Below are 21,834 nucleotides of genomic sequence, written 5' to 3' on the forward strand. Positions count from 1 at the left end.
TGAAGACTACCGAGACCGCCCAAACGCAGCAAACGAATGCGATTGGCTCAGGCAGCCTGCGCGGTACACTCCTGCCAAAACGCCGGCAGCAGGTGCGACGAAACGGTCATGAAGCTTTAGGATCGCTCAGCGCAGCGGGATCAGCCCAGGCAAGTCGCGCATGTCGGCAAAGAGGATGCCGCCCGCCTTTTCCAGCCCTTGGGGATCGGAGTGCGGATCGCCGTGGTAGGAGAAGACCCGCATGCCGGCGGCAATACCGGCCGTGGTGCCGGCCACCGAATCCTCGATGACGATGCAATCGGCCGGCTCAACACCCATTTCCCTGGCCGCATGCAGGAACAGGTCCGGGAACGGTTTCGAGCGTCCGACCATGGTGGAACTGAACATGGCGTGTTCGAACAGCGGAAGCAGCCCGGTGACGCCGAGCGTAATGTGCATCTTGGAAACGCGCGCCGAGGAAGCGACACAATAGGGAATGTCGGCCGCGCGCACGGCATCGATCACGCCGCGCACATGGGGGATTTCGTCCACGCCTTTCGCAAAAAGCTCCGGCAGGCCGACGTTCCAGCGATCAGCGAAATCCTCGCCGAGATCGATGCCTGCCACTTCGAGGATCTCGTTGCGCACGGAGATCATCGAACGGCCGGAAAAGTGCTTGCGGCAATAGTTGAAATCGACCGGATAGCCGGCCTCGGTAAGCCACAGCGCCAGGCGTTCATTGGCCATGTTCTCGGTATCGACCAGGATACCGTCACAGTCGAAGATGACCAGGCCCGGCAGCACCATCAGGCAGTTCCGGTCGATCCGAAACCACCGCCGCCGCGATCGGTGCCACCGGCGAGACTGCGTTCCTCGGAACGGACCTGCACGACGGGCGCGAAGACGATCTGGGCGATGCGCATGCCGCGCTCGACGTAGAACTCCTCATCGCCATGGTTGATCAGCAGCACCTTGACCTCGCCGCGGTAATCACTGTCGACCGTGCCGGGCGTGTTGAGGCAGGTGATGCCATGTTTCAGCGCAAGGCCGGAACGGGGGCGAACCTGGCCTTCGAGGCCCTCGGGGATTTCCATTACCAGCCCGGTCGGCACCAGGGCGCGGCGGCCGGGCAGGATGAGCAGCGGCCGATCCTCGGGAACGGCAGCCCTGAGATCCATGCCGGCGGCGCCGGCACTTTCATAGGCCGGCAGCGCCAGCCCCTCGCCATGCGGCAGGCGGACGAAACCGACCGTCTGGCCGAAGACGGATTGATTTTGAGGTGTCGGGTGCATGGCGCGATCCTATCGGGCGAGCCGCGCGGTTAGTCAACCGGTTACCCGTGTTTCAACGCGAATCTTTCACCGACTGCCAGGCTTTGACAGCCGGGCTCGAAAAGACAGCAGGCCGACAAGGGTCACAAGCGCAAAAGCAGCGCCGGCCAGGAAGGTGGCCTGCGGTCCGATCTGATCCCAGAGGAAACCGGCCACCACGCTGGCGACCAGCAGGGCGACGCCCGTGATCAGGTTGAACACGCCAAAGGCGGTACCGCGCAACTCCGCCGGTGCCGCATCGGCGATCAACGTTGCCAGCAGGCCTTGTGTGAAACCCATGTGCAGCCCCCACAGAGCGACGCCGATGAGCAGACCCCGGATGTCGGGAACCAGGGCGAGCACGAGGTCGGCGACCACCAGAAGCATAAGGCCGACGGCCAGAAGCACCGGCCGGCTGACGCGATCGGCAAACACACCGACCGGATAGGCCGACAGCGAGTAGGCCAGATTCATCACCACCAGCACGATCGGCACGAGCGCCAACGACAGGCCGATCGACTGCGCGCGCAGGATCAGGAAGGCCTCGCTGAAACGGGCGAGCGTAAAGACGGTCGCGACTGCCACGACCAGCCAGAAGGTTGCGTCCAGAAGGCGCAGCTCCGAGCGCCTGAGCGGCATGCGAACCTTGCGCAGGCCCGCCGGCCGCTCAGGTTCCTTCACTGCGACGATGATGAGGAAGACGGCGAAAAAGGCCGGGATGACGGCGATCCAGAAAACTGCCTGGAAATGATCCGCGGTCGCCCACATCAGCGCGATGGCCAGGAGCGGGCCGATGAAAGCGCCAATGGTGTCGAGCGACTGCCGCAGGCCGAAGCCGGCGCCGCGCTGTTCCGGCGGCGTGATGTCGGCGATCAGCGCATCGCGCGGAGCACCACGAATGCCCTTGCCGATGCGGTCAATGAAACGAGCGGCGACCAGCCAGCCGATCGACGGCGCCAGCGGAAAGACCGGCTTGGTGATCGCAGCCAGCCCATAACCCAGCGCAGCCAGCATCTTGCGTTTGCCGAGCCAGTCGCTGAGCGCTCCCGAAAACACCTTGGTGATCGAGGCGGTGGCCTCGGCGATGCCTTCGATGATACCGACGGTCAGGCTGGAGGTGCCGAGCACCGCAACCATGTAGACAGGCAGCAGCGCGTGGATCATCTCCGAGGAGATATCCATGAACATCGAGACGAAACCGAGCGCCCAGACGCCGGCCGGGAGACCCCGACGGGGTGCCGGGCCGCCGGTAGTGTCGTTCGTCTCAACGGTTCTCGTCATGGGCCTCGAAGACTCGTTTGGCGTAGCTGTCCAGCAGAGCCTCGCAGGCACGCAGGCGTTCCGCTGCTTCCTCGGCCAGCGGCGCTTCGTAGAAGTCGAGTTTGCGGATTTTCTCGAGCCACCCCTGAAGCTTCCTGAGATCCGCGTCCTCTTCGTCCAGCTCGGCGTAGGTGAACTTGCTGATGGCGACTTCCTTGGCGATCTCGGCCTCGAAATCCGCGCAGCGGCCCAGAAACTCACGATACTGGTCGTCGCGATCGGCGCGGAAGCGCTGCACGACCTTGTCCTCCTGCACGCGATCCAGAGCCACGGTCTCCAGAATGACGGACTCGCCCGCCATTTCGAGGATGTCGTTTTCGATCATCTTCAGGCGGCGGATGTGATCGTCGGTCCTGGGCAGCAGGCAGACACCGTTCTGCAGATAGACCGCGCCCATGCCTTTCAGCTTCCGCCACAGCGCAATACGCTTCGTCGCCGGTTCGGGCGGTACCTTATAGGTCAGCAGGAGCCAGGAAAGGGAAACCATGGTTGAGCCCAAATGTTACCGCTGTAACATACAGGCATTAACCGCGGCAGTCGAGGGCCGCGATCCGGCGCTAGCGAATCTCCACCGGGACGACGGTCGTTTCCTTGATTTCCTCCATGACGAAGGAAGCCGACACGTCGGACAACGGCACCTTGGCAATCAGGCGCTGGTAGAGCCGGTCGTAGGCCTTCACGTCGGCGACGCGGGCGCGAAGCACGTAGTCGAGATCGCCGGACATGCGGTAGACACCGGTGATCTCGGGAAAGGACGTCACCGCCATGCGGAACCTGGCTAGCCAGTCCGGATCATGGCTGGAGGTGCGCACGATGATGAACACCGAGAGACCGAGGCCGAGCTTGTCGGCATCGACCAGCGCGACCCGGCCGGTAACGACGCGCTCGTCCTCCAGTCTTTTGACCCGGCGCCAGCAGGCGTTGCGGGACAGGCCGACCCGTTCCGAGAGCTGGTCGACCGACAACGTGCCGTCGCGCTGCAGTTCGGCCAGGATTCTTCGATCGATCGTATCGAGTTCATGGGTCATTTTGGGATGATTGTCCCAATCGAGAATGCCTAGCAAGGACAAATTGGGATCAAAGTCCCGAGATTGCGTGGGACGATGGCGCAAAGATGGGAGAATCACCATGACGACGCGCATCGCCCGCCTGTTCACCGACCACCCGCATTCGGTCGATGAAAGCTATTTCGAACACATGCGCTTCGCCGGCTGGTTCGCCAGCAGACTGTTCATGGCCGGCGGCGCGGCGCTCATTCATGCTTTCTTACCCTTCCTGTTCGAAACTACGGCAAGCGGGATCATCCGCCAGCTTTACGAGCGCACGCACAACCGGCGTCCGCAGGCGTGATCCAGAAAGTGGCTGGAGCCAGTGTGCCTGAAGGGCGTTGAAACATGTGCCGATGGGCGGCCTATCTCGGTGAAGACGTCTTCCTGGAAGACATCGTCAGCGCGCCTTGTCATTCTTTGATCGCGCAGAGCCATTGCGCGCAGGAGGCAAAATCACCGACCAATGGCGACGGTTTCGGGCTTGCCTGGTATGGCGGCCGCGCTGAACCGGGCCTCTACCGCGACATTCTGCCGGCCTGGTCGGATCCCAATCTCAAGAGCCTGTGCCGGCAGATCCGCTCCGGCCTGTTCCTGGCGCATGTGCGCGCCTCGACCGGTGGCGCCACCAGCCGCGCCAACTGCCACCCCTTTGTTTCCGGTCGCTGGTCGTTCATGCACAATGGCCAGATCGGCGGCTTCGACCGCATTCGGCGCACGCTCGAAGCGACTTTGCCGGACGCGCTTTATGACCAGATCGAAGGCACGACCGATTCCGAACTGTTCTTCTTCCTGATGGTGGACGAGGGGCTGGAAAGCGATCCGCAAAGCGCGCTGGAAAAGGCGACCAGACGCGTGCTCGACGCTGCCCGGCGGGCGGGTGTCGATCCGGCGTTGAAACTGACCGCCGCGTTCTCCGACGGCGAGGCCGTGCATGCCGTGCGCTATTCCACCGATGGCCAGGCGCCGACGCTCTATACGTCGGCGTTTCACGGCGGCCGCTGCATCGTCTCTGAGCCGTTCGATTGCGAAGGAGCCGAATGGCAGGCCATCCCGCCGGCGAGTTTCGTCACCATGACGAAGGCCGGGATAACCATCCAGTCCTTTACACCCACCGCCGAGACGCTTCCCATCGCGGCCGAATAGGCCGACCAGACTGCACTCCGTCAGCCGGCTAGTTTGACTGTTCCATACGGATTGAACTTGAATTCGTCCTCCGCATATTGGGATTCGAACGAAAGACTTGCACCGCGTTTCTTAAGGATCGCCTCGAGCCCCTGTGTGGCAATCTCATCGGCGACGGCGTCCATGGTCGCGACAGCCTCGCGCTCGCTGGCCTGGGATATCGGCACATAGACCTCCGGCAATCCGACGAGGTGGAAGCCCACACTTTCCAGATAGCCCCGGGCCGACAAGGGGCGCTTGGCGAAGGCAAGCCGCCCGATCCGCCTTTGTCCGAGAGCATCGTCCGCCTTCAAGGCTGCAGCGCCCTGGAGTGCAAGCTGTTTCCAGCGAACCAGCCCATGCGCTATGCCGGCGCTCTCGCCTTTGACGGCCACGGCACCCTTGTCGATCATGTGGTCGACAAGGAACAAGGCTCCGATGGTAACGGTGACCGCATTGCTTTTCGTCATCGGCGGGCCGAGCACGTAGAGAACGGATTGATGGCTGGCGACGGCAGCTTCGTCAGCTTCCGTCCAGGCACCTGGCTCGACCCGATCCCAACAGACATTGAAGGATTCAACCATCCGATTGTCCGGTTCAGGTTGGGAATAGGCTTCATCTGCGATGAATCCGTCGGCGAAATCCCGAACGGCACTCGACGCCGCATCCAGCAAGGGGCTCAAATCGCGATCCCTGCCAAGAAAGCAAAGGACGTGGCGCGGTTTGACAGCTTCGGTTTCGGATGGTTCTGTCGGGCTCTCTCCCACTCCGGACGTCGCCGCAAACGAAGTCCGCCAGGCAGGCAATGCTCCAATCAGGCCCAGAAGCGCGCGCCGCTTTGTGTCCAAGAACTTTTTCTCCCAACGTTCAATCACGCACGATCTGGCTTTGCCCGTGCCGACAAAAGGGCACCATAAAACCGCAGTCGCAAAAGGGTTTCGGATTTCATCCTTCCAACGTCACCCGGCATGTTATAGCCGGAGGCTAACAAGCGTAAGGAGGCAGGAGTGGCCGAAAAACTCATCCTGGCGTCAGGCAGCCCTTTTCGGCTGGCCATGCTGAAGAATGCCGGCATCGATGTCGAAGCGGTACCGGCCAATGTCGACGAGCGCGCGCTGGAGGCGCCGCTCAAGGACAGCGGCGCTTCGCCGGAGGATGTGGCGACGATCCTGGCCGAAGCCAAGGCGACCGAAGTGAGCGAGCGATTGCCGGGAGCCCTGGTGCTGGGCTGCGACCAGACACTGTCGCTGGGCGACGAGGTGTTCCACAAGCCAGCCGACATGGAAGGGGCGCGCCGCCATCTGCTGGCTTTGTCAGGCAAGACACATCAGCTGAACAGTGCCGCCGTGCTGGTGCGCAACGGCGCGGTGTTGTGGCGCCATGTCGGCGTCGCCAATCTCACCATGCGCAAGCTCGATCCCGCCTTCATCGGCCGCCATCTGGCGCGGGTCGGCGCGAAAGCGCTCTCGAGCGTCGGCGCCTACCAGATCGAAGGTGAAGGCATCCAGCTGTTCGAAAAGGTCGAAGGCGACCATTTCACCATCGTCGGCCTGCCGCTGCTGCCACTGCTGACCGAACTCAGGTCGCTCGGTGCCATCGATGGCTGAAATGAAAAAGGCCTTCGTGATCGGCCATCCGATCGCGCATTCGCGTTCACCGAAAATCCACGGCCATTGGCTGAAGACCTACGGCATCGCCGGCAGCTACGAAGCGATCGATGTCATGCCGGGCGATCTGCCCGCGTTCCTGTCTGCGTTTGGCGAGAATGGCTTCAATGGTGGCAACGTCACCATCCCGCACAAGGAAGCCGTGTTCGCGGTCGTCAAACGCCGGGACGCGGCAGCAGAACAGATTGGCGCCATCAATACGCTGTGGACGGAGGATGGCGAGCTCCGCGGCGGCAACACCGATGCGCATGGCTTCGCCGCGAATCTCGACGAATACGCACCGGGCTGGGCCGGCAACGGCCCCGCCGTGGTGCTGGGCGCCGGCGGCGCTGCGCGTGCCATCATACACGCCCTGAAGGAACGCGGCGTCAGCGACATCCGCATCGTCAACCGCACGAAAGCGCGCGCAATGGAACTGCGCGATCAGTTCGGTGCCGGCGTTTCTGCGCATGGCAGCGAGGCGACCGATGAGTTGAATGCCGATGCCGGACTGCTGATCAACACCACCGCGCTCGGCATGCACGGCAATGAGGGCCTGCCTGCCGACCCCGCCGGCCTGCCCGCCCATGCCATCGTCACCGATATCGTCTATGTGCCGCTGGAAACGCCGCTGCTTGCCGCAGCCAGGCGGCGCGGTCTGAAAACGGTCGATGGTCTGGGCATGCTGCTGCATCAGGCGGTGCCTGGTTTCGAACGCTGGTTCGGCCGGCGGCCGGAGGTCACGCCGGAACTACGCGACCTTGTCGTTGCGGATCTGGGAGCCAGCCATTGATCGTCCTCGGCCTCACCGGCTCCATCGGCATGGGCAAATCAACCGCCGCGAAGATGTTCCGCGAAGCCGGCGTGCCGGTGCATGATTCGGACGAGGCGGTGCACCGGCTCTACTCCGGCAAGGCGACAGCTTTGATCGAAGCGGCCTTTCCAGGCGTGACACGGGACGGCACCGTGGATCGCACGCTGCTTGGCCAGCGCGTGCTGGGCGACGTAGCCGCGCTCAAGATGCTGGAAGGCATTATCCACCCACTGGTGCGCGCCGAAGCCGACGCGTTTCTCGCCCGACACAGGGAAGCAGGGGAGCCACTTGCCGTGCTTGACATTCCGCTGCTGTTCGAGACCGGTGGCCGCAGCCGTGTCGACAAGGTCGTGGTGGTGAGCGCACCGGTGGAGCAGCAGCGTCGACGCGTGCTGGCGCGCCCCGGAATGACCGAAGAGAAGTTCGAATCAATTCTCGCCAAACAGGTTCCGGACGCCGAAAAGCGGCGGCTGGCCGACTATGTGGTCGATACCGGCACCAGCTTTGACGTCACCCGGGCGGCCATCCGGGCGATCATCGCCGAGCTATCAGGGGAAAATGGCAGCAATCACGCCAGGTGATCTTGCGGGAAAGCCGGCCGGACTCCATTTTCGTTCCGAACGAACAAGCGCCGAGATCTCATAGAACGGGATGCTCAGGCCGCGGAGCGTCGCGATGCGCGAAATCATCTTCGATACGGAAACAACCGGGCTTGATGCGCGCGAGGACCGCATCATCGAGCTCGGCTGTATCGAACTGGTCAACCGCTTCCCGACCGGCAACACCTTCCACCACTACATCAATCCGGAAGGCCGCATGATCAATGCGGAGGCTGAGGCCGTGCACGGCATCAGCGCGGCACAGCTGGTTGGCAAGCCGACCTTCTCGGAAATTGCCGATCTCTTCCTGACCTTCATCGATGGCGCCAAGCTGATCGCGCACAATGCCGGCTTCGACATGGGCTTCATCAACGCCGAATTCGCGCGGCTCGGCCATCCCGCCGTCGGCGCGGATCGCGTGATAGACACGCTGGCGCTGGCGCGCCGCAAGCATCCGATGGGTCCCAATTCGCTGGACGCGCTTTGCCGTCGCTACGGCATCGACAACAGCCATCGCACGAAGCACGGAGCGCTGCTCGATTCCGAACTTCTGGCGGAAGTCTATGTCGAGCTGATCGGCGGCAAGCAGGCTGCGCTTGGCCTGGATGGCGGACTGTCCCAGGCCGGACGCCGTGGCGGCTCCGAGGTCGAACTCACCATCGCCATGCGTCCGGTTCCGCTGGCCTCGCGGCTTACCGAGGCCGAGCGGGAGGCCCACAGACGGCTGGTCGAATCGCTCGGCGAAAAGGCGCTGTGGGTGAAATTCGCCGGCGAGAGCTCGGAAGCAGCCGAATAGTTCGGGGCGACAAATCGAATCAAACAAAAAACCCGGCGCGAAGCCGGGTTTTTCATTGGGAACCGAGACAGCGCTTAGCTGACCATCACCTTGGAAGCGGCCTGGTCTTCGGCCAGTTTCTGCTGGAACATCTGCGCAAAGTCGATCGGATCGAGCATCAGCGGCGGGAAACCACCGTTGCGGGTCGCATCCGAGATGATCTGGCGGGCGAACGGGAACAGCAGGCGCGGGCATTCGATGAACAGGATCGGCAGCATGTGCTCCTGCGGGAAGCCGGCAATGTTGAAGACGCCGCCATAGACCAGCTCGACGTTGAACAGCACTTCCTTGTCGAAGGAAGCCTTGGCGTTCAGCGTCAGGTTGACGTCGAACTGCTCGTCGGACAGTGGATTGGCGTTGACATTGACGCTGATGGCGATGCCCGGAGCCTTGTCACGGCCGCGCAGCGAATTCGGCGCACCGGGGCTTTCGAACGAAAGGTCCTTCACATACTGGGCCAGAACGTTCAGCGTCGGCTGCGCTCCGTTGCCGTTGCTTGCCTGCGCTTCATTGTTGTCGGCCATGAGCCAAAATCCCCTTGTTGGACCGTCCGGCCCCTATTGAAATCGGGCGTTGGCTATCACGGCAGGCGCTTCAAGACAAGATTTGGCGCCTGTTCATTCATCCTTGAGCCGTCGCCAGGGCGAATTCGGGTTGGGATCGCGCGAAAAATCCTCGGTATCGAGATCGATCGTTTTCTCGCGCTGGCGCGGCCTGAAACCACCTTCACCGAAGGAAGACACCACCGAAACGCGGGACTTGAGGAAACGCCAGGCGAAATCGCGCACAGCAGGAACCAGGAAAACCAGGCCGATGATGGAGGTGATGAAACCCGGCACCATCAGGAGAAGCGCCGAAAAGATCGTCATCGCGCCATGCGCCAGCGGGCGGCTCGGATCGCGCCCGGCCTCAATTTCGGCGCGGGCATTGACCATCGTGCTGAAACCCTGGCGCTTCAGCAGCATGGCACCGGCAATGGTCGAAGCGAGCACAAGGGCCACCGTGGCCAGCGCGCCGACCTGTTTGCCGACCACGACAAAGCCGGCGATCTCCAGCAAAGGAAGCGCCAGCACGAAGAAGGGGAGAAAGGAAGTACGCAAAACCCGCCCAATCGTTGTATGTTTAGCCAAGCGACCAATCGCCGCTACTGTCCGGGTTCTGAAATTCGCTACAGCCTGATATCGATCGACGAGCGAATTTCTGAACCCGGGGACACTAGCAGTTTATTGAATCCAGTGTCGTTTCGATTTCGAAGTTCGCTCAGCGTCCGATATCGAGGCTCCGGCGAACTTCGAAATCGCAACACTGGCGTTCACTATACCAAATAGGTATGCGGTGCTTGCGTTTGAATGATGGCGCGGCACGTTCTATATGGTTTTATAGTTTGGTGATCAGTCGCGAACCGGAGGCGCGACCGGTTGAGTTGGTAAGCCGCTTCGAGGGTGATTGGCACAGCACATGGCATTTTTCGACTTCGGCACGATATTCTTCCTGGTCGCAGCGGTGGTGATCTTCTTCCAGCTGCGCAATGTGCTTGGCCGCCGTACCGGCAATGAACGTCCGCCGTTCGACCCCTATACGGCGAGCCGTACGCGCGACAAGGATGCCGCCAAGCCTTCCGAGAACGTTGTATCGCTGCCGCGCAAACGCGCACCGGGCGATGCACCGGCGCCCGACGCCTATGCCGCCATCGATGCCTTCGCCAAGCCGGACACCGATCTCAACAAGGGCCTGCGCGCCATCAAGGACGCGGACGGCAGCTTCGAGCCGAAGGGTTTCGTCGACGGCGCCAAGATGGCCTACGAGATGATCGTGATGGCTTATGCCGACGGCGACCGCAAAACGCTTAAGAACCTGCTGTCGCGCGAGGTCTATGACGGTTTCGTCGCCGCTATCGGCGAACGCGAGGCCAAGTCGGAGAAAATCCAGTCTTCCTTCGTCGGCATCGACAAGGCCGATATCGTTCTGGCTGAAATGAAGGGTTCGGAAGCCCACGTCACGCTGCGCATCGTCAGCGAGCTGATTTCGGCCACGCGCGACAAGGCCGGCACCGTCATCGACGGCGATCCTGAAACCGTCGCCGAGGTCAAGGACGTCTGGACCTTCGCTCGCGACACCCGTTCGCGCGATCCGAACTGGAAGCTTGTCGCCACCGAGGAAGAAGATTGAGTTCCGCAGGTGCCGCTGTCGCCACTCCTTTCGGCGCGATCCTATGACGATCTGCCCGGCTGGGCCGACGACGAGCATCTTGCGGCCTTTGAAGCTTTCCGTCGCTCTGCCTTCCACGTTCCGATAAAGCCATACCGCAGCGGATCTCTCGGCATCGATTTCGCGGCTTTCGAACCGGCCTACGAGGCTGCGCGGGCCGCTCCACCGACCAGCAACGCCGAGGCACGGGTGTTCTTTGAACATCATTTCGCCCCGGCCCATGTTTCCCCCGACAATGATGCCGGTCTGGTCACGGGTTTTTACGAGCCCGTGGTCGAGGCTTCTCCGGTGCCAAGCGAACGCTATCGCTGGCCGTTGCTGGCGCGCCCTGCCGATCTGATCGAAATCGACGATAAAAACCGGCCTTCCGGCATGGACCCTTACCTGGCATTCGCCCGCCAGACGGCGGATGGACCCGTGGAATACCACGACCGCAGCGCGATCGAAGGCGGAGCACTTGCCGGGCAGGGGCTCGAGATCGCCTGGTTTGCCGACAAGGTCGATGTCTTCTTCATCCATGTGCAGGGTGCGGCCAGGCTCGACATGACCGATGGGCGGCAACTGCGCGTCACCTATGCCGCAAAGTCCGGCCAGCGTTTCACCGGACCGGGTCGCGTGCTCGCCGATACGGGCGAAATCCCGCTGGAAAAGGTGACGATGCAGTCGATACGCGCCTGGTTCAAGACGAACCCGGATCGCATCGATAAAATTCTCTGGCAGAACCGCTCCTTCATCTTTTTCCGCCCGGCTGCGGTGGACGATCCGCAACTGGGGCCGATCGCCGCGGCGAAGGTACCGCTCTCGGCAGGCCGTTCGATGGCGGTGGACCGTCTGCTGCACACATTCGGCACGCCGTTTTATGTCGATGCGCCGACCCTCAGGGCTTTTGACGGCGAACCGTTCCGGCGGTTGATGATCGCGCAGGATACCGGCTCCGCCATCACCGGCCCGGCGCGCGGCGACCTGTTCGCTGGTTCCGGCGATGCCGCCGGCGAGATCGCCGGCGTGATCCGCAACGCGGCTGATTTCTATGCGCTGGTGCCTCGTTCGCTGCTCGGAGGAGCAGCGGAATGAGCCGGCGCCGCGACCAGGGTCTTTCCGAAGAAGATCGTGTCCTGTGGAATCTCGTCGCGCGCTCGGCCAAGCCGCTCAAAGGCAAGTCAATCGTCGAGCCCGCGGACGCGATCGAACCGAAACCGCCGCAAAAAGAGCCTGCCCCGGCCAACATCGTTGCCGCGGCGCCCGCCAAGCCGAAAGCGCAGCCCGTGCGCCACAGCCTCGACGAGCCGACACTGGACAAGCTGTCGAAGGGCAGGCTGCCGATCGAAGGCCGTGTCGACCTGCACGGCATGACGCAGGAAGAAGCCTATTCGCTGCTTTTCTCCTTCCTCCACCGCGCACACGCCAACGGCGTGCGCTTTGTGCTGGTCATCACCGGCAAGGGCTCGTCCTCCGGGGGTGACGGTATCCTGAAACGCTCGGTGCCGGCCTGGCTTTCGACGCCCGCATTCCGGATGCTGGTTTCCAGCCACGATCACGCCGCCCGGCATCACGGCGGCGGCGGCGCCCTCTACGTGCGCCTGCGGCGGACCAGACCATGACACCGCTCGGCGAGCGTATCCGGGTGCTGCGCGAGGAACGTGGGGTCAGCCAGAAACAGATGGCCGCGGCGATCGGGGTGAGTGCCGCCTATCTGTCGGCACTCGAGCATGGCAAACGCGGCGTACCGAGCTGGCCGCTTATCCAGAAGATCATCGGCTATTTCAACATCATCTGGGATGACGCCGAGGACCTGCAGCGGCTGGCCGAAAACTCGCACCCCAAGGTGAAGATCGACACGGCCGGGCTGTCTCCGGCCGCGACCGAACTTGCCAACCTGCTCGCCGAAAGGATCGGCAAGATCAGCGACGCGGATATCCAGCGCGTCACGGCGCTGGTGCGTGAGATAAAACCCGCCTAGAGCAATTCCAGGAAAGTGCGCAGCGGTTTTTCCGTCCGGAATTGCGCAGAAACAAAGAGTTAGAGCGTTTCAGCGCTTCCGTGAAGAACGGAAACGCTCTACGCCGCCTTGTCGCGGACCTGGTAGTCCTTGATGGCGGCGAAACGGATCGCCTTCCACCGTTCGGCCTCGTAATTCAGCGAGAATTCGTGCTGCGCCAGGAAGACCGGATCATTGTCGAGGTCGCGGGCGATGTCGCCGCGATGCGCCTCGACGAAGCGCTGCAGGTCGAGCTTGTCTTCGGCGCTGATCCAGCGGCAGACCGAGAAGCGCGACATCTCGAAGTCGACTGGCAGCGAATATTCGATGTTAAGGCGTTCCTTCAGCACGTCGATCTGCAGCGCACCGACCACACCGACAATGGCCGGCGAGCCATCTTCCGGCTGGAACAGCTGAACCACGCCCTCCTCGGCCATCTGCTGCAGGGCTTCCTTCAGTTTCTTGGCTTTCATGGCATCGCCGAGACGCACACGGCGCAGGATTTCCGGCGCGAAGTTGGGCACGCCGCGAAACAGGATGTCCTCGCCTTCGGTCAGCGTGTCGCCGATGCGCAGCGTGCCATGATTGGGGATGCCGACGACGTCGCCGGCATAGGCTTCGTCAGCGGTGATGCGCGAGCGCGCGAAGAAGAACTGCGGTGCGCTCAGCGACATCGGCTTGCCGGTGCGTACCAGCTTCGCCTTCATGCCGCGCTCCAATGTGCCCGAGCAGACCCGAACGAAGGCGATGCGGTCACGATGGTTTGGATCCATGTTGGCCTGGATCTTGAAGACGAAAGACGTCATCTTCGGTTCCGTCGCTTCCACCTTGCGCGTATCGGCCTCCTGCGCGCGCGGCGCCGGGCCGAAGGCGCCGAGCGCCTCGATCAGGTCACGCACGCCGAAATTGCGCAGCGCCGAGCCGAAATAGACCGGCGTGAGATGACCCTGGCGGAAAGCGTCGAGATCGAATGGCCGGCACGCCTCACGCGCAAGTTCCAGTTCCTCGATAAAGGCCGGCCGGTCATTGTCCGGCAGCAGGCCCGCAGCGCGGTTGGAATCCGGCCCGTGAACCGGGGTGCGCTCGACTTCCTCGTCATTGCGGCGCACGGCGTTTTCGGCGAGGTGGTAGGTGCCGGCAAAAGTCTTGCCCTGACCGATCGGCCAGGTGATGGGGGCGGTGTCGAGTGCCAGCTTCTGTTCGATTTCGTCGAGGATCTCGAACGTATCGCGCGCTTCGCGGTCCATCTTGTTGACGAAAGTGATGATCGGGATGTCGCGCAGGCGGCACACTTCGAACAGCTTCAGCGTGCGCGGCTCGATACCCTTGGCGGCGTCGATGACCATGACGGCCGAGTCGACGGCCGAAAGCGTGCGATAGGTGTCGTCGGCGAAGTCCTCGTGACCTGGCGTGTCGAGCAGGTTGAAGACGTTGTCGCCATATTCGAAAGTCATCACCGAGGTGACGACCGAAATGCCGCGTTCGCGTTCGATCTTCATCCAGTCCGAACGGGTCTGGATGCGGTCCTTCTTGGCCTTGACCTCGCCGGCGAGCTGGATGGCGCCACCGAACAGCAGCAGCTTTTCGGTCAGCGTGGTCTTGCCGGCATCCGGGTGGGCGATGATCGCGAAAGTGCGGCGGCGGGCAACCGCCTTCTCGATTGTTTCGGTCATTTTACAGGAATTCCGTTCGTTGCGCCGGCTTCTAGCAGCGACAAACCCGCCTGTCGAACGGAAACGCGGCCGTGGTGCCGCACCCACCTAGCTCAGCGCGAGATCGAACCCGCTGGTGGCCAGGATCTCGCCATTGACGATCAGCTCGACGCGATGATGACCGGCATGGTGCTTGCGGGTGGTGAAGTCGCGAACGACCTGGCTGATGGAAAGTTCTGCCCTTGCCGCCGGCGCCAACTCGATCTCCTTCAGCTTGAACACCTTCTTCGAGGCCGTGCCCGCCTTCTTCACATAGTGGACGGAATAATCGATCACGAGCTTCTGGTTGTTGCTTGCCGTCGAGGCAATCCGCGCCTCAAGCACGATCCGCTCGCCAAGACGAATCCGGGACGGCGTCACCGCGAAATGCTCGACGTCGACCTCCGGCGTGCCTGTGCTGCCGATGAGCTGTAGAGCCCGCGCATCACCTTTCTTGATCAGCGTGCGCAGCGCGTGCTTGACGATCCAGACGGTGTGGGCGTTCTGCATATCCCAGCCGCCGACACGCTCAATGACCCGGTCTGGATTGTCTTTGGTGATGTCGTTGAGATGATTGGCCACAGATTTGCGGACATAGAGGCTGCTGTCGTTTTTCAGTGCTTCGAGGATGGGGGCCGTCGGCGCCGGGTCGCTGATCAGGGTTTTCAGGTTGAACGACCACGGCAGGCGTGGCCGCGAGCCTTCGCTGGCGAGTCGTCGCACATGCTCATTGTCGTCATGCGCCCAGCTGATCATCACAGCCAGCGTGCGCTCGAAATCGCGTGCCAGGAAATGACGGATCGCGAACTCCGCCGAACCATAGCGGGTGAAATTGTGCAACGCCCTCATGGAAAGATCGAAATGCTCCTGTCCGCACAGCGCGACGAATTCGGAAAGGACGATCGAGGCAAAGCCATGATTGATGCGCGGGGCGAGCGCATCGAGGATCTCCAGTGCCTCGCCGTAACTGGCCGGCAGAGTTGCCTGGAAACCGACAGCGGTCTGGCGCAGCCGCTGCATGATGCCGAGCGCGTCAAGATTGTCGGTGGCAAGCAGCAAAAACCGTTCGGCATCGAAACCCGGGGCGATCGCCGCGGTTTCACGTGCAAAATGGCTGAGCCGTGCCCTGTCGAAGATCTCCTTCAGCGCCGGCGCTGCCTGTACTTCCGTCATGCCTGTTTCGCCCTGTGCTGAGCCGTCAGTCCGCTGTAGTCCGGATCGCGGCGCCACGCCATCAGGTTTCCTGACACAGTCTGGCAGGAGAAATCCCTCACCAGCCGGATTGACGGCCCGAAATGGTCCAGCCTCAAGCTCTTTGGAGCTCGCGGGACCTTGTCGCAATCTCCGGGATCCAGTCTTGCAGCGCTGCGCCGATCGCATCGGCATGGTCTTCCTGCAGATAATGCGCGCCTGCTCCGAGATTGATGACGTCGCAGTTCGTCAACCGGGCCGCGAAGGCGCGCGCTGCTTCCGGGGAGACCAGCGCGCCGGGATCGCCGTGGAAGAGCAGCTTTGGAAAGGTGGACGCTCTCAGCGCGCGATGATCGTGCGCGCTGATGGCTGCGACATCCGCCGGTTTGCCCTCGATTGGCATGTCGTTGGGCAAGGCAAGGATCGGCTTGCGGGTCTCGGCCGTCGGGAATGGCGCCCGGTAGGCATCCATCTCATCCTCGGTCATCGTCCGCAGTACGGAGTTCGGCAACACGCGTTCGATGAAGATATTGTCGTCGAGCACCAGCTTGTCTCCCTGTCCCGGTGTACGGAACGCCCTGAACAGGTCGCGCGCCTGCGGCCGCTGGTGGAAGTCTTCCCAGCGCGCGAAAGGCTGGATGAATTCCATGAAGGCGAGCCCAAGCACCCGTTGCGGACGTCGCGCGGCGAAGTGGAAGGCAAGCGCCGTACCCCAATCCTGCGCCACCAGTACGATGTCGTCGAGGTTCATCCTTTCAATAAAGGCGTCGAGGTAACGGACCTGGTCGAAGAAGCGGTAGCCGATATCGGGCTTGCCGGACTGGCCATAGCCGATCAGATCGGGGGCAATACACCGGCCAACCGGCGACACATGCGGTATGATGTTGCGCCAGATATAGGAGGAGGTTGGATTGCCGTGCAGGAACAGGACGGTCGGGCCTGCCTTGCCGGCTTCGACATAGCTCATCGTTGAATCGAGTACTGCCACCTCGTGACGTTCAAACTGCTGTTCGGTCATGTTGAAACGCCTCCAAAAACAGTTCCAAAAACGATCGTCTTGAACCGCTCGAGCGGTTCCGGGCTGCGTTCGACCTTCATGCGCAACATGGCACCCTGCCACGAGGAGAGCAGGAAATCGGCAAGGTCGACCGCGTTGAAGCGATCCGTGATCTGGCCGGCCGCCTGTCCCTGCTCGATGCATTCAGCAAACGGTTCGCGCCAACGCTCGAAGATGGCGACCAGCTGCAGCCGAAGCGGCTCGCTGTGCACGACCGTCTCGAGGCTGAGATTGCCGATCATGCAGCCGCGTGACCAATCCGCCGCTTCCAGCCTGGAGGTGATGATGTCGAGATAACGCCGCAGCCGCTCCACCGGTGGTGTGCCGTCCTCGGCCAATGCCTGCTCGACCAGCCCCGAGACATAGGCGAAGTAGCGGTCAAGCACCTCGCCGACAAAGGCTTCCTTGGATGGGAAGTGGTTAGTGAAGGAACCGGGCTTGGCTCCTGCCGCGGCAACGATATCGCGCACGCCTGCGGCGCTGTAGCCGGCATCCCAGATGGTCTGGAAACCGGCGTCGAGAAGGTTTTCGCGGAGTGAGTGTCTAGCCATGCCCCATTTAATACGTACGTACGTATTAAAGTCAAGGCGCTTATCTGAACCACCATGAAAGGCGTTGCCGAAACCTAAATGGCACCTGGTGCCGGGAACCGGAGAGAAGCGGTGTTTCTACCGCGTCTTCTCGCGCAACAAGGCCACGATGGCCGCGGCTGTCTCTTCGATCGAGCGGCGGCTGACGTCTATGGTGGGCCAGCCGTGGCGCCCGCAGAGCTGGCGGGCGTAGGTCAACTCCTCATTGATGGAAGCCCGGTCGACATAGGCGGTGGAATCAAAACCTGTGGTCGACCCCAGCAGGCGGTTCTGCCTGACATGTGAAATGCGCTCGGCCGTAGCCACCAGGCCAACCACCAGCGGTGTTTTCGCTTCGACCAGCGCCTGCGGCACCGGCACGCCGAGCACGATCGGGATGTTGGCGGTCTTGATGCCGCGGTTGGCCAGATAGATCGAGGTCGGCGTCTTCGAGGTGCGCGAAATGCCGATCAGCACGACATCGGCCTGTTCCATGTCGAGCGGCAGTTGGCCGTCATCATGCTCCATGGTGAAATTCAATGCGTCGATACGCCGGAAATATTCGGCATCCAGGACGTGCTGGGCGCCGACGCGCCGGCCAGCCGGCGTGCCGAGATAGGATTGAAAGACCGCCAGCACCGGCTCCAGCACCGACACGCAGGGCAGGCCCATGGCCGCGCAGCGTTCGTCGATACGATGGGCAAGCGCCTGATCCACAACCGTGTAGAGCACGATGCCCGGCTCCTCCTCGATGTCGTCGAACACCTTCATCAACTGCTTTTCGGTGCGGATGAGCGGATAGATGTGCTCGATGGCGCGCGCGTCCTTGTATTGCGCCGATGCGGCACGGCCGGCGGCCAGCAGGGTCTCTCCGGTGGCGTCTGAAATCAGGTGCAGGTGGAAGAAGCTTTGCGGTTTGTTCACAAGGACTCGCGTCGTGCTGTGGGTGGATGTGGATAAGTCGGGACCAATCCGGCGGGTGTGCAAAAGCGACTGTATCAGATGGCCACTTGTCCACAATTGAAGCCGCTGTCAGCTTTTTTCGACAGCTGGGGACAAGTCTGGGGAGGACGGAATCTGGCTGGATCTCGTTCACAGCCGAGACAAAAGATCACGGCAGACAGTACCTTGATTCCAAATATGGATTCGGGTTTTCCCCACTGTTCCCAAGGCTGCGGAGCAAACCGCGCGACATTATGGAGACTGGCGTTTTGGCGCCCGATGCTGGACAGCTCGACATCCCCGATTCAAACAGACTCGTAGAATCAGAAGACTCTTTTAGAATCTCTTTTAGTTTTAGATAGGCTTTCGAAAGCGGGCTCATGGCTGTCAGACGGACTGTGCTTGAAGTGCTGAAAGGGGAGACGGTTTCTCCGCCTCCGCTCTGGATGATGCGCCAGGCTGGCCGTTATCTGCCTGAGTATCGCGAAACCCGGAAACGGGCGGGCAGCTTTCTCGATCTCTGCTACAATCCGGATCTGGCGGTCGAAGTGACGCTGCAACCGATTGAGCGTTTCGGCTTCGACGCTTCGATCCTGTTCTCCGATATCCTGGTTGTACCGCATGCGCTCGGTCGCGATCTGCGCTTCGAGGAAGGCCGCGGACCACTCCTGACGCCGATCCAGGCTGATGAGGTCGATGCGCTGAACACCGAGTTGTTTCACGTGAATCTGGCACCGGTTTACGAAACGGTGCGCCAACTGCGCCGAAAATTGCCGGATGAAACCACCCTGATCGGGTTCTGCGGAGCACCCTGGACTGTAGCGACTTACATGATTGCCGGCCACGGCACGCCGGACCAGGCGCCGGCCAGACTGTTTGCCTATCGCGAGCCGGACGCTTTCAAACGGCTTTTGAAGACGCTGGCCGATCAGTCTGCATCCTATCTCATCCGCCAGATCGAAGCGGGTGCGGATGTCGTGCAGATATTCGATTCCTGGTCCGGGGTGCTGGACGAAGCTTCCTTCCAGGCCTTCTGTGTCGAGCCGGTGGCCGAGATCATACGGCAGGTCCATGCCGTGCATCCGGATGTTCCGGTGATAGGCTTTCCAAAGGGTGCAGGCGCCAACTACGCCTCTTATCGCTCCAGGACAGGCATATCAGGCCTCGGCCTCGACTGGACCGTGCCGTTGACCGCGGCGAAGGCCTTGCAGAAGGGCGGCGCGGTGCAAGGCAATCTGGATCCACTGCGGCTTGTCGCCGGTGGACGCGCCTTGCAGGAGGGTGTCGATGCCATCCTGGATGTGCTGGCCGACGGGCCGTTGATCTTCAACCTTGGTCACGGCATCACGCCGGAAACGCCGATCGCGCATGTCGAGGCCATGGTGAAGCAGGTGAGGAGCCGCCGATGACCGACAGCAACAGCGCGGCCAGCGGCGGGCAGGCCATGCGCCGCGCGGCGATCGCCATTGTCGTCTTTCTGGTTCTGGCGGCGCTGCTCTATCTGGTGGCGCCGGAGGATTTCTATCCCTGGGCCAAGGCCATCCATGTGATTGCGGTGATTTCCTGGATGGCGGGCATGCTCTATCTGCCGAGGCTGTTCGTCTATCATTCCGAGACCGAGCGTGGTTCGCAGCAGTCAGAGACTTTCAAGGTAATGGAGCGGCGCCTGCTGCGCGGCATCATCAATCCGGCGATGGTGATCAGCTGGGCGTTCGGCTTGTGGCTGGCCTGGAAGGGGTTCGGGTTCCAGGGTGGCTGGCTGCACGCCAAGCTCGCGGCCGTGGTGGCGTTGTCTGCGGTACATGGCTATCTGTCGGCTGCGGTTCGCAAATTCGCAGAAGATCGCAATGAAAAACCGGCAAGGCACTGGCGGATCGTCAACGAGATCCCCACATTGCTGATGATCATCATTGTTGTGCTGGTGATCGTAAAGCCGTTCTAAGCGGCGAAAGCTTGGCGGAACCTATGATTTCGCGCCTTGCTCTTTGGTTGGCGTGACGGTACAAGACGGGTCTCTCCTCGTCACGCGCCCCATTTAGCTTCCTACCTTTCGGTCGCGTTCGGCATTTTCTCTCGCCGGCCCATTTTCCCATTTTTACACTTAGGCTCCTCTCATGCAGGAAATGAAACTCCAAGAATTCAAGAACAAGAAACCGACCGATCTGATCGCGTTTGCCGAATCGCTCGAGGTCGAAAACGCCAGCGTGATGCGCAAGCAGGAGCTGATGTTCGCGATCCTCAAGAAGCTCGCGGCACAGGATATCGAGATCATCGGTGACGGCGTTGTCGAGGTTTTGCAGGACGGCTTCGGCTTTCTACGCTCGGCCAACGCCAACTATCTGCCAGGCCCGGATGATATCTACATCTCGCCCTCGCAGATCCGCCGTTTCTCACTGAAGACAGGCGATACGGTCGAAGGGCCGATCCGCAGCCCGAAAGAAGGCGAACGCTATTTCGCGCTGCTCAAGGTCAACACCATCAATTTCGACGATCCGGAAAAGATCCGGCACAAGATCCACTTCGACAACCTGACGCCGCTCTATCCGAACGAGCGGCTGAAGATGGAAATCGAAGCGCCGACCAAGGATCTGTCGGCCCGTGTCATCGATCTGGTGGCGCCGCTCGGCAAAGGCCAGCGTGGTCTGATCGTTGCGCCGCCGCGTACCGGTAAGACGGTGCTGCTGCAGAACATTGCTCATTCCATCACCGCCAACCACCCGGAATGCTATCTGATCGTGCTTCTGATCGACGAGCGCCCGGAAGAAGTGACGGATATGCAGCGTTCGGTGAAGGGCGAGGTTGTGTCCTCGACTTTCGACGAGCCGGCGGTTCGCCACGTTCAGGTCGCGGAAATGGTCATCGAGAAGGCCAAGCGCCTCGTCGAGCACGGCCGTGACGTCGTCATTCTGCTCGATTCGATCACCCGCCTCGGCCGCGCCTACAACACCGTCGTACCGTCCTCCGGCAAGGTACTGACGGGCGGTGTCGACGCCAATGCCCTGCAGCGGCCGAAGCGCTTCTTCGGTGCGGCTCGTAACATCGAGGAAGGCGGCTCGCTGACCATCATCGCGACGGCGCTGATCGATACCGGTAGCCGCATGGATGAAGTGATCTTCGAAGAGTTCAAGGGTACCGGCAACTCGGAAATCGTGCTCGACCGCAAGGTCGCCGACAAGCGTATCTACCCGGCGATGGACATTCTCAAGTCGGGCACCCGTAAGGAAGACCTGCTGGTGCAGAGACAGGATCTGCAGAAGATCTTCGTGTTGCGTCGTATTCTCGCGCCGATGGGCACGACCGATGCGATCGAATTCCTGATCGATAAGCTGAAGCAGACCAAGACCAATGGCGACTTCTTCGATTCGATGAACACCTGATCCGTAAGTTCTCGAACGAGATCGAACGGCTTAGGAAAAGCGCGCTCCGAAAGAGCGCGCTTTTCGTTTCCGAGGATATCGAGTGCGGCTCCGGACTGGTCAGCCGCT

The 21,834-nt window shown here is 61.7% G+C and carries 26 protein-coding genes; 13 read left to right on the plus strand and 13 right to left on the minus strand.

Going from position 1 to position 21,834, the window contains the following annotated elements:
* Positions 1 to 126: 126 nt before the first annotated feature.
* From ACFWYE_RS24735 to ACFWYE_RS24755, 5 genes are all read right to left on the minus strand, one after another.
* On the minus strand, positions 127 to 786 hold the full coding sequence (locus ACFWYE_RS24735) for an HAD family hydrolase (RefSeq protein WP_379114877.1): 660 nt from the start codon (positions 784 to 786) through the stop codon (positions 127 to 129).
* A complete protein-coding gene (gene dut / locus ACFWYE_RS24740; RefSeq protein ID WP_379065099.1) occupies positions 786 to 1,271 on the minus strand; it encodes a dUTP diphosphatase in 486 nt (161 codons plus the stop codon). The genes ACFWYE_RS24735 and dut overlap by 1 nt, the downstream gene beginning before the upstream one ends.
* Positions 1,272 to 1,337: 66 nt before the next feature.
* Entirely contained in the window at positions 1,338 to 2,570 is a 1,233-nt protein-coding gene (locus ACFWYE_RS24745) for an MFS transporter (RefSeq protein WP_379114878.1), read from the minus strand.
* Complete coding sequence (locus ACFWYE_RS24750) at positions 2,554 to 3,096, minus strand: Chromate resistance protein ChrB (RefSeq protein ID WP_379114879.1); 543 nt, start codon at positions 3,094 to 3,096, stop codon at positions 2,554 to 2,556. Before ACFWYE_RS24750 ends, ACFWYE_RS24745 begins: the two co-directional genes overlap by 17 nt.
* A gap of 70 nt (positions 3,097 to 3,166) precedes the next feature.
* A complete protein-coding gene (locus ACFWYE_RS24755) occupies positions 3,167 to 3,637 on the minus strand; it encodes an Lrp/AsnC family transcriptional regulator (RefSeq protein WP_379065105.1) in 471 nt (156 codons plus the stop codon).
* 100 nt (positions 3,638 to 3,737) lie between these two features.
* Here ACFWYE_RS24755 and ACFWYE_RS24760 point away from each other — a divergent pair, with 100 nt between their 5' ends.
* A complete protein-coding gene (locus ACFWYE_RS24760) occupies positions 3,738 to 3,959 on the plus strand; it encodes a DUF6356 family protein (RefSeq protein ID WP_129412364.1) in 222 nt (73 codons plus the stop codon).
* A gap of 44 nt (positions 3,960 to 4,003) precedes the next feature.
* A complete protein-coding gene (locus tag ACFWYE_RS24765) occupies positions 4,004 to 4,801 on the plus strand; it encodes a class II glutamine amidotransferase (RefSeq protein WP_379114880.1) in 798 nt (265 codons plus the stop codon).
* A 20-nt stretch (positions 4,802 to 4,821) separates the two neighbouring features.
* Here the strand turns inward: ACFWYE_RS24765 and ACFWYE_RS24770 are convergent, their stop codons facing one another.
* The gene (locus tag ACFWYE_RS24770; RefSeq protein ID WP_379114881.1) at positions 4,822 to 5,667 is read right to left on the minus strand and encodes a hypothetical protein; all 846 of its coding nucleotides are present in this window, start codon (positions 5,665 to 5,667) and stop codon (positions 4,822 to 4,824) included.
* Positions 5,668 to 5,826: 159 nt separating this feature from the next.
* Here ACFWYE_RS24770 and ACFWYE_RS24775 point away from each other — a divergent pair, with 159 nt between their 5' ends.
* The 4 genes from ACFWYE_RS24775 (at position 5,827) to dnaQ (ending at position 8,674) form a co-directional block, all read left to right on the plus strand.
* Positions 5,827 to 6,426 carry a Maf-like protein gene (locus ACFWYE_RS24775; protein WP_379114882.1) on the plus strand — a complete coding sequence of 200 codons (600 nt, stop codon included), beginning with the start codon at positions 5,827 to 5,829 and terminating at the stop codon, positions 6,424 to 6,426.
* The gene (locus ACFWYE_RS24780) at positions 6,419 to 7,258 is read left to right on the plus strand and encodes a shikimate dehydrogenase (protein WP_379114883.1); all 840 of its coding nucleotides are present in this window, start codon (positions 6,419 to 6,421) and stop codon (positions 7,256 to 7,258) included. The genes ACFWYE_RS24775 and ACFWYE_RS24780 overlap by 8 nt, the downstream gene beginning before the upstream one ends.
* On the plus strand, positions 7,255 to 7,860 hold the full coding sequence (gene coaE / locus ACFWYE_RS24785) for a dephospho-CoA kinase (RefSeq protein ID WP_379114884.1): 606 nt from the start codon (positions 7,255 to 7,257) through the stop codon (positions 7,858 to 7,860). The genes ACFWYE_RS24780 and coaE overlap by 4 nt, the downstream gene beginning before the upstream one ends.
* A 94-nt stretch (positions 7,861 to 7,954) precedes the next feature.
* Positions 7,955 to 8,674 (plus strand): DNA polymerase III subunit epsilon, encoded by a 720-nt coding sequence (dnaQ, locus tag ACFWYE_RS24790; RefSeq protein WP_379065115.1) that lies wholly within the window; start codon positions 7,955 to 7,957, stop codon positions 8,672 to 8,674.
* 74 nt (positions 8,675 to 8,748) lie between these two features.
* On the opposite strand, the gene secB is transcribed toward dnaQ, so the two are convergent.
* Together secB and ACFWYE_RS24800 are read right to left on the minus strand one after the other, a co-directional pair.
* Complete coding sequence (gene secB, locus ACFWYE_RS24795; protein WP_129412371.1) at positions 8,749 to 9,237, minus strand: protein-export chaperone SecB; 489 nt, start codon at positions 9,235 to 9,237, stop codon at positions 8,749 to 8,751.
* Positions 9,238 to 9,330: 93 nt separating this feature from the next.
* The gene (locus ACFWYE_RS24800) at positions 9,331 to 9,813 is read right to left on the minus strand and encodes an FxsA family protein (RefSeq protein ID WP_326892872.1); all 483 of its coding nucleotides are present in this window, start codon (positions 9,811 to 9,813) and stop codon (positions 9,331 to 9,333) included.
* A 358-nt stretch (positions 9,814 to 10,171) separates the two neighbouring features.
* Here ACFWYE_RS24800 and ACFWYE_RS24805 point away from each other — a divergent pair, with 358 nt between their 5' ends.
* From ACFWYE_RS24805 to ACFWYE_RS24820, 4 genes are read left to right on the plus strand one after another with little or no spacing between them, the layout of a single operon-like run.
* Positions 10,172 to 10,882 carry a Tim44/TimA family putative adaptor protein gene (locus ACFWYE_RS24805; RefSeq protein ID WP_379065118.1) on the plus strand — a complete coding sequence of 237 codons (711 nt, stop codon included), beginning with the start codon at positions 10,172 to 10,174 and terminating at the stop codon, positions 10,880 to 10,882.
* A 9-nt stretch (positions 10,883 to 10,891) separates the two neighbouring features.
* Positions 10,892 to 11,995, plus strand: coding sequence for a murein transglycosylase A (locus ACFWYE_RS24810; RefSeq protein ID WP_379114885.1), 1,104 nt, complete (start codon positions 10,892 to 10,894; stop codon positions 11,993 to 11,995).
* Positions 11,992 to 12,522, plus strand: coding sequence for a Smr/MutS family protein (locus ACFWYE_RS24815; protein ID WP_379114886.1), 531 nt, complete (start codon positions 11,992 to 11,994; stop codon positions 12,520 to 12,522). Before ACFWYE_RS24810 ends, ACFWYE_RS24815 begins: the two co-directional genes overlap by 4 nt.
* A complete protein-coding gene (locus tag ACFWYE_RS24820) occupies positions 12,519 to 12,881 on the plus strand; it encodes a helix-turn-helix domain-containing protein (protein ID WP_379065124.1) in 363 nt (120 codons plus the stop codon). The genes ACFWYE_RS24815 and ACFWYE_RS24820 overlap by 4 nt, the downstream gene beginning before the upstream one ends.
* A gap of 98 nt (positions 12,882 to 12,979) precedes the next feature.
* Here the strand turns inward: ACFWYE_RS24820 and ACFWYE_RS24825 are convergent, their stop codons facing one another.
* From ACFWYE_RS24825 to ACFWYE_RS24845, 5 genes are all read right to left on the minus strand, one after another.
* A complete protein-coding gene (locus tag ACFWYE_RS24825) occupies positions 12,980 to 14,572 on the minus strand; it encodes a peptide chain release factor 3 (protein ID WP_379065126.1) in 1,593 nt (530 codons plus the stop codon).
* Positions 14,573 to 14,659: 87 nt separating this feature from the next.
* Positions 14,660 to 15,763, minus strand: a complete 1,104-nt coding sequence (locus tag ACFWYE_RS24830; protein WP_379114887.1) for a DNA alkylation repair protein — start codon at positions 15,761 to 15,763, stop codon at positions 14,660 to 14,662.
* Positions 15,764 to 15,896: 133 nt separating this feature from the next.
* Positions 15,897 to 16,799 (minus strand): haloalkane dehalogenase, encoded by a 903-nt coding sequence (locus ACFWYE_RS24835; RefSeq protein WP_379114888.1) that lies wholly within the window; start codon positions 16,797 to 16,799, stop codon positions 15,897 to 15,899.
* Positions 16,796 to 17,389 carry a TetR family transcriptional regulator C-terminal domain-containing protein gene (locus ACFWYE_RS24840; RefSeq protein WP_379114889.1) on the minus strand — a complete coding sequence of 198 codons (594 nt, stop codon included), beginning with the start codon at positions 17,387 to 17,389 and terminating at the stop codon, positions 16,796 to 16,798. Before ACFWYE_RS24840 ends, ACFWYE_RS24835 begins: the two co-directional genes overlap by 4 nt.
* Before the next feature lie 117 nt (positions 17,390 to 17,506).
* Positions 17,507 to 18,331, minus strand: a complete 825-nt coding sequence (locus ACFWYE_RS24845; protein WP_379065134.1) for a pyruvate, water dikinase regulatory protein — start codon at positions 18,329 to 18,331, stop codon at positions 17,507 to 17,509.
* A gap of 398 nt (positions 18,332 to 18,729) precedes the next feature.
* Between ACFWYE_RS24845 and hemE the strand changes: the two genes are divergently transcribed.
* From hemE to rho, 3 genes are all read left to right on the plus strand, one after another.
* A complete protein-coding gene (gene hemE, locus ACFWYE_RS24850) occupies positions 18,730 to 19,758 on the plus strand; it encodes a uroporphyrinogen decarboxylase (RefSeq protein WP_379114890.1) in 1,029 nt (342 codons plus the stop codon).
* A complete protein-coding gene (hemJ, locus tag ACFWYE_RS24855) occupies positions 19,755 to 20,291 on the plus strand; it encodes a protoporphyrinogen oxidase HemJ (protein WP_379065138.1) in 537 nt (178 codons plus the stop codon). Before hemE ends, hemJ begins: the two co-directional genes overlap by 4 nt.
* Positions 20,292 to 20,463: 172 nt before the next feature.
* The gene (rho, locus tag ACFWYE_RS24860; protein ID WP_129412386.1) at positions 20,464 to 21,726 is read left to right on the plus strand and encodes a transcription termination factor Rho; all 1,263 of its coding nucleotides are present in this window, start codon (positions 20,464 to 20,466) and stop codon (positions 21,724 to 21,726) included.
* Positions 21,727 to 21,834 lie beyond the last annotated feature (108 nt).

The organism is Mesorhizobium sp. NPDC059025, assembly GCF_042739655.1.
In the GTDB taxonomy this organism is placed as follows: domain Bacteria; phylum Pseudomonadota; class Alphaproteobacteria; order Rhizobiales; family Rhizobiaceae; genus Mesorhizobium.

What these genes read in the sequence shown, in the direction of transcription:
- ACFWYE_RS24735 (WP_379114877.1), bottom strand. Translation starts at nt 786, where the DNA reads ATGGTGCTGCCGGGCCTGGTCATCTTCGACTGTGACGGTATCCTGGTC.
- dut (WP_379065099.1), bottom strand. Translation starts at nt 1,271, where the DNA reads ATGCACCCGACACCTCAAAATCAATCCGTCTTCGGCCAGACGGTCGGT.
- ACFWYE_RS24745 (WP_379114878.1), bottom strand. Translation starts at nt 2,570, where the DNA reads ATGACGAGAACCGTTGAGACGAACGACACTACCGGCGGCCCGGCACCC.
- ACFWYE_RS24750 (WP_379114879.1), bottom strand. Translation starts at nt 3,096, where the DNA reads ATGGTTTCCCTTTCCTGGCTCCTGCTGACCTATAAGGTACCGCCCGAA.
- ACFWYE_RS24755 (WP_379065105.1), bottom strand. Translation starts at nt 3,637, where the DNA reads ATGACCCATGAACTCGATACGATCGATCGAAGAATCCTGGCCGAACTG.
- ACFWYE_RS24760 (WP_129412364.1), top strand. Translation starts at nt 3,738, where the DNA reads ATGACGACGCGCATCGCCCGCCTGTTCACCGACCACCCGCATTCGGTC.
- ACFWYE_RS24765 (WP_379114880.1), top strand. Translation starts at nt 4,004, where the DNA reads ATGTGCCGATGGGCGGCCTATCTCGGTGAAGACGTCTTCCTGGAAGAC.
- ACFWYE_RS24780 (WP_379114883.1), top strand. Translation starts at nt 6,419, where the DNA reads ATGGCTGAAATGAAAAAGGCCTTCGTGATCGGCCATCCGATCGCGCAT.
- dnaQ (WP_379065115.1), top strand. Translation starts at nt 7,955, where the DNA reads ATGCGCGAAATCATCTTCGATACGGAAACAACCGGGCTTGATGCGCGC.
- secB (WP_129412371.1), bottom strand. Translation starts at nt 9,237, where the DNA reads ATGGCCGACAACAATGAAGCGCAGGCAAGCAACGGCAACGGAGCGCAG.
- ACFWYE_RS24805 (WP_379065118.1), top strand. Translation starts at nt 10,172, where the DNA reads ATGGCATTTTTCGACTTCGGCACGATATTCTTCCTGGTCGCAGCGGTG.
- ACFWYE_RS24815 (WP_379114886.1), top strand. Translation starts at nt 11,992, where the DNA reads ATGAGCCGGCGCCGCGACCAGGGTCTTTCCGAAGAAGATCGTGTCCTG.
- ACFWYE_RS24820 (WP_379065124.1), top strand. Translation starts at nt 12,519, where the DNA reads ATGACACCGCTCGGCGAGCGTATCCGGGTGCTGCGCGAGGAACGTGGG.
- ACFWYE_RS24825 (WP_379065126.1), bottom strand. Translation starts at nt 14,572, where the DNA reads ATGACCGAAACAATCGAGAAGGCGGTTGCCCGCCGCCGCACTTTCGCG.
- ACFWYE_RS24830 (WP_379114887.1), bottom strand. Translation starts at nt 15,763, where the DNA reads ATGACGGAAGTACAGGCAGCGCCGGCGCTGAAGGAGATCTTCGACAGG.
- ACFWYE_RS24835 (WP_379114888.1), bottom strand. Translation starts at nt 16,799, where the DNA reads ATGACCGAACAGCAGTTTGAACGTCACGAGGTGGCAGTACTCGATTCA.
- ACFWYE_RS24840 (WP_379114889.1), bottom strand. Translation starts at nt 17,389, where the DNA reads ATGGCTAGACACTCACTCCGCGAAAACCTTCTCGACGCCGGTTTCCAG.
- hemE (WP_379114890.1), top strand. Translation starts at nt 18,730, where the DNA reads ATGGCTGTCAGACGGACTGTGCTTGAAGTGCTGAAAGGGGAGACGGTT.
- hemJ (WP_379065138.1), top strand. Translation starts at nt 19,755, where the DNA reads ATGACCGACAGCAACAGCGCGGCCAGCGGCGGGCAGGCCATGCGCCGC.
- rho (WP_129412386.1), top strand. Translation starts at nt 20,464, where the DNA reads ATGCAGGAAATGAAACTCCAAGAATTCAAGAACAAGAAACCGACCGAT.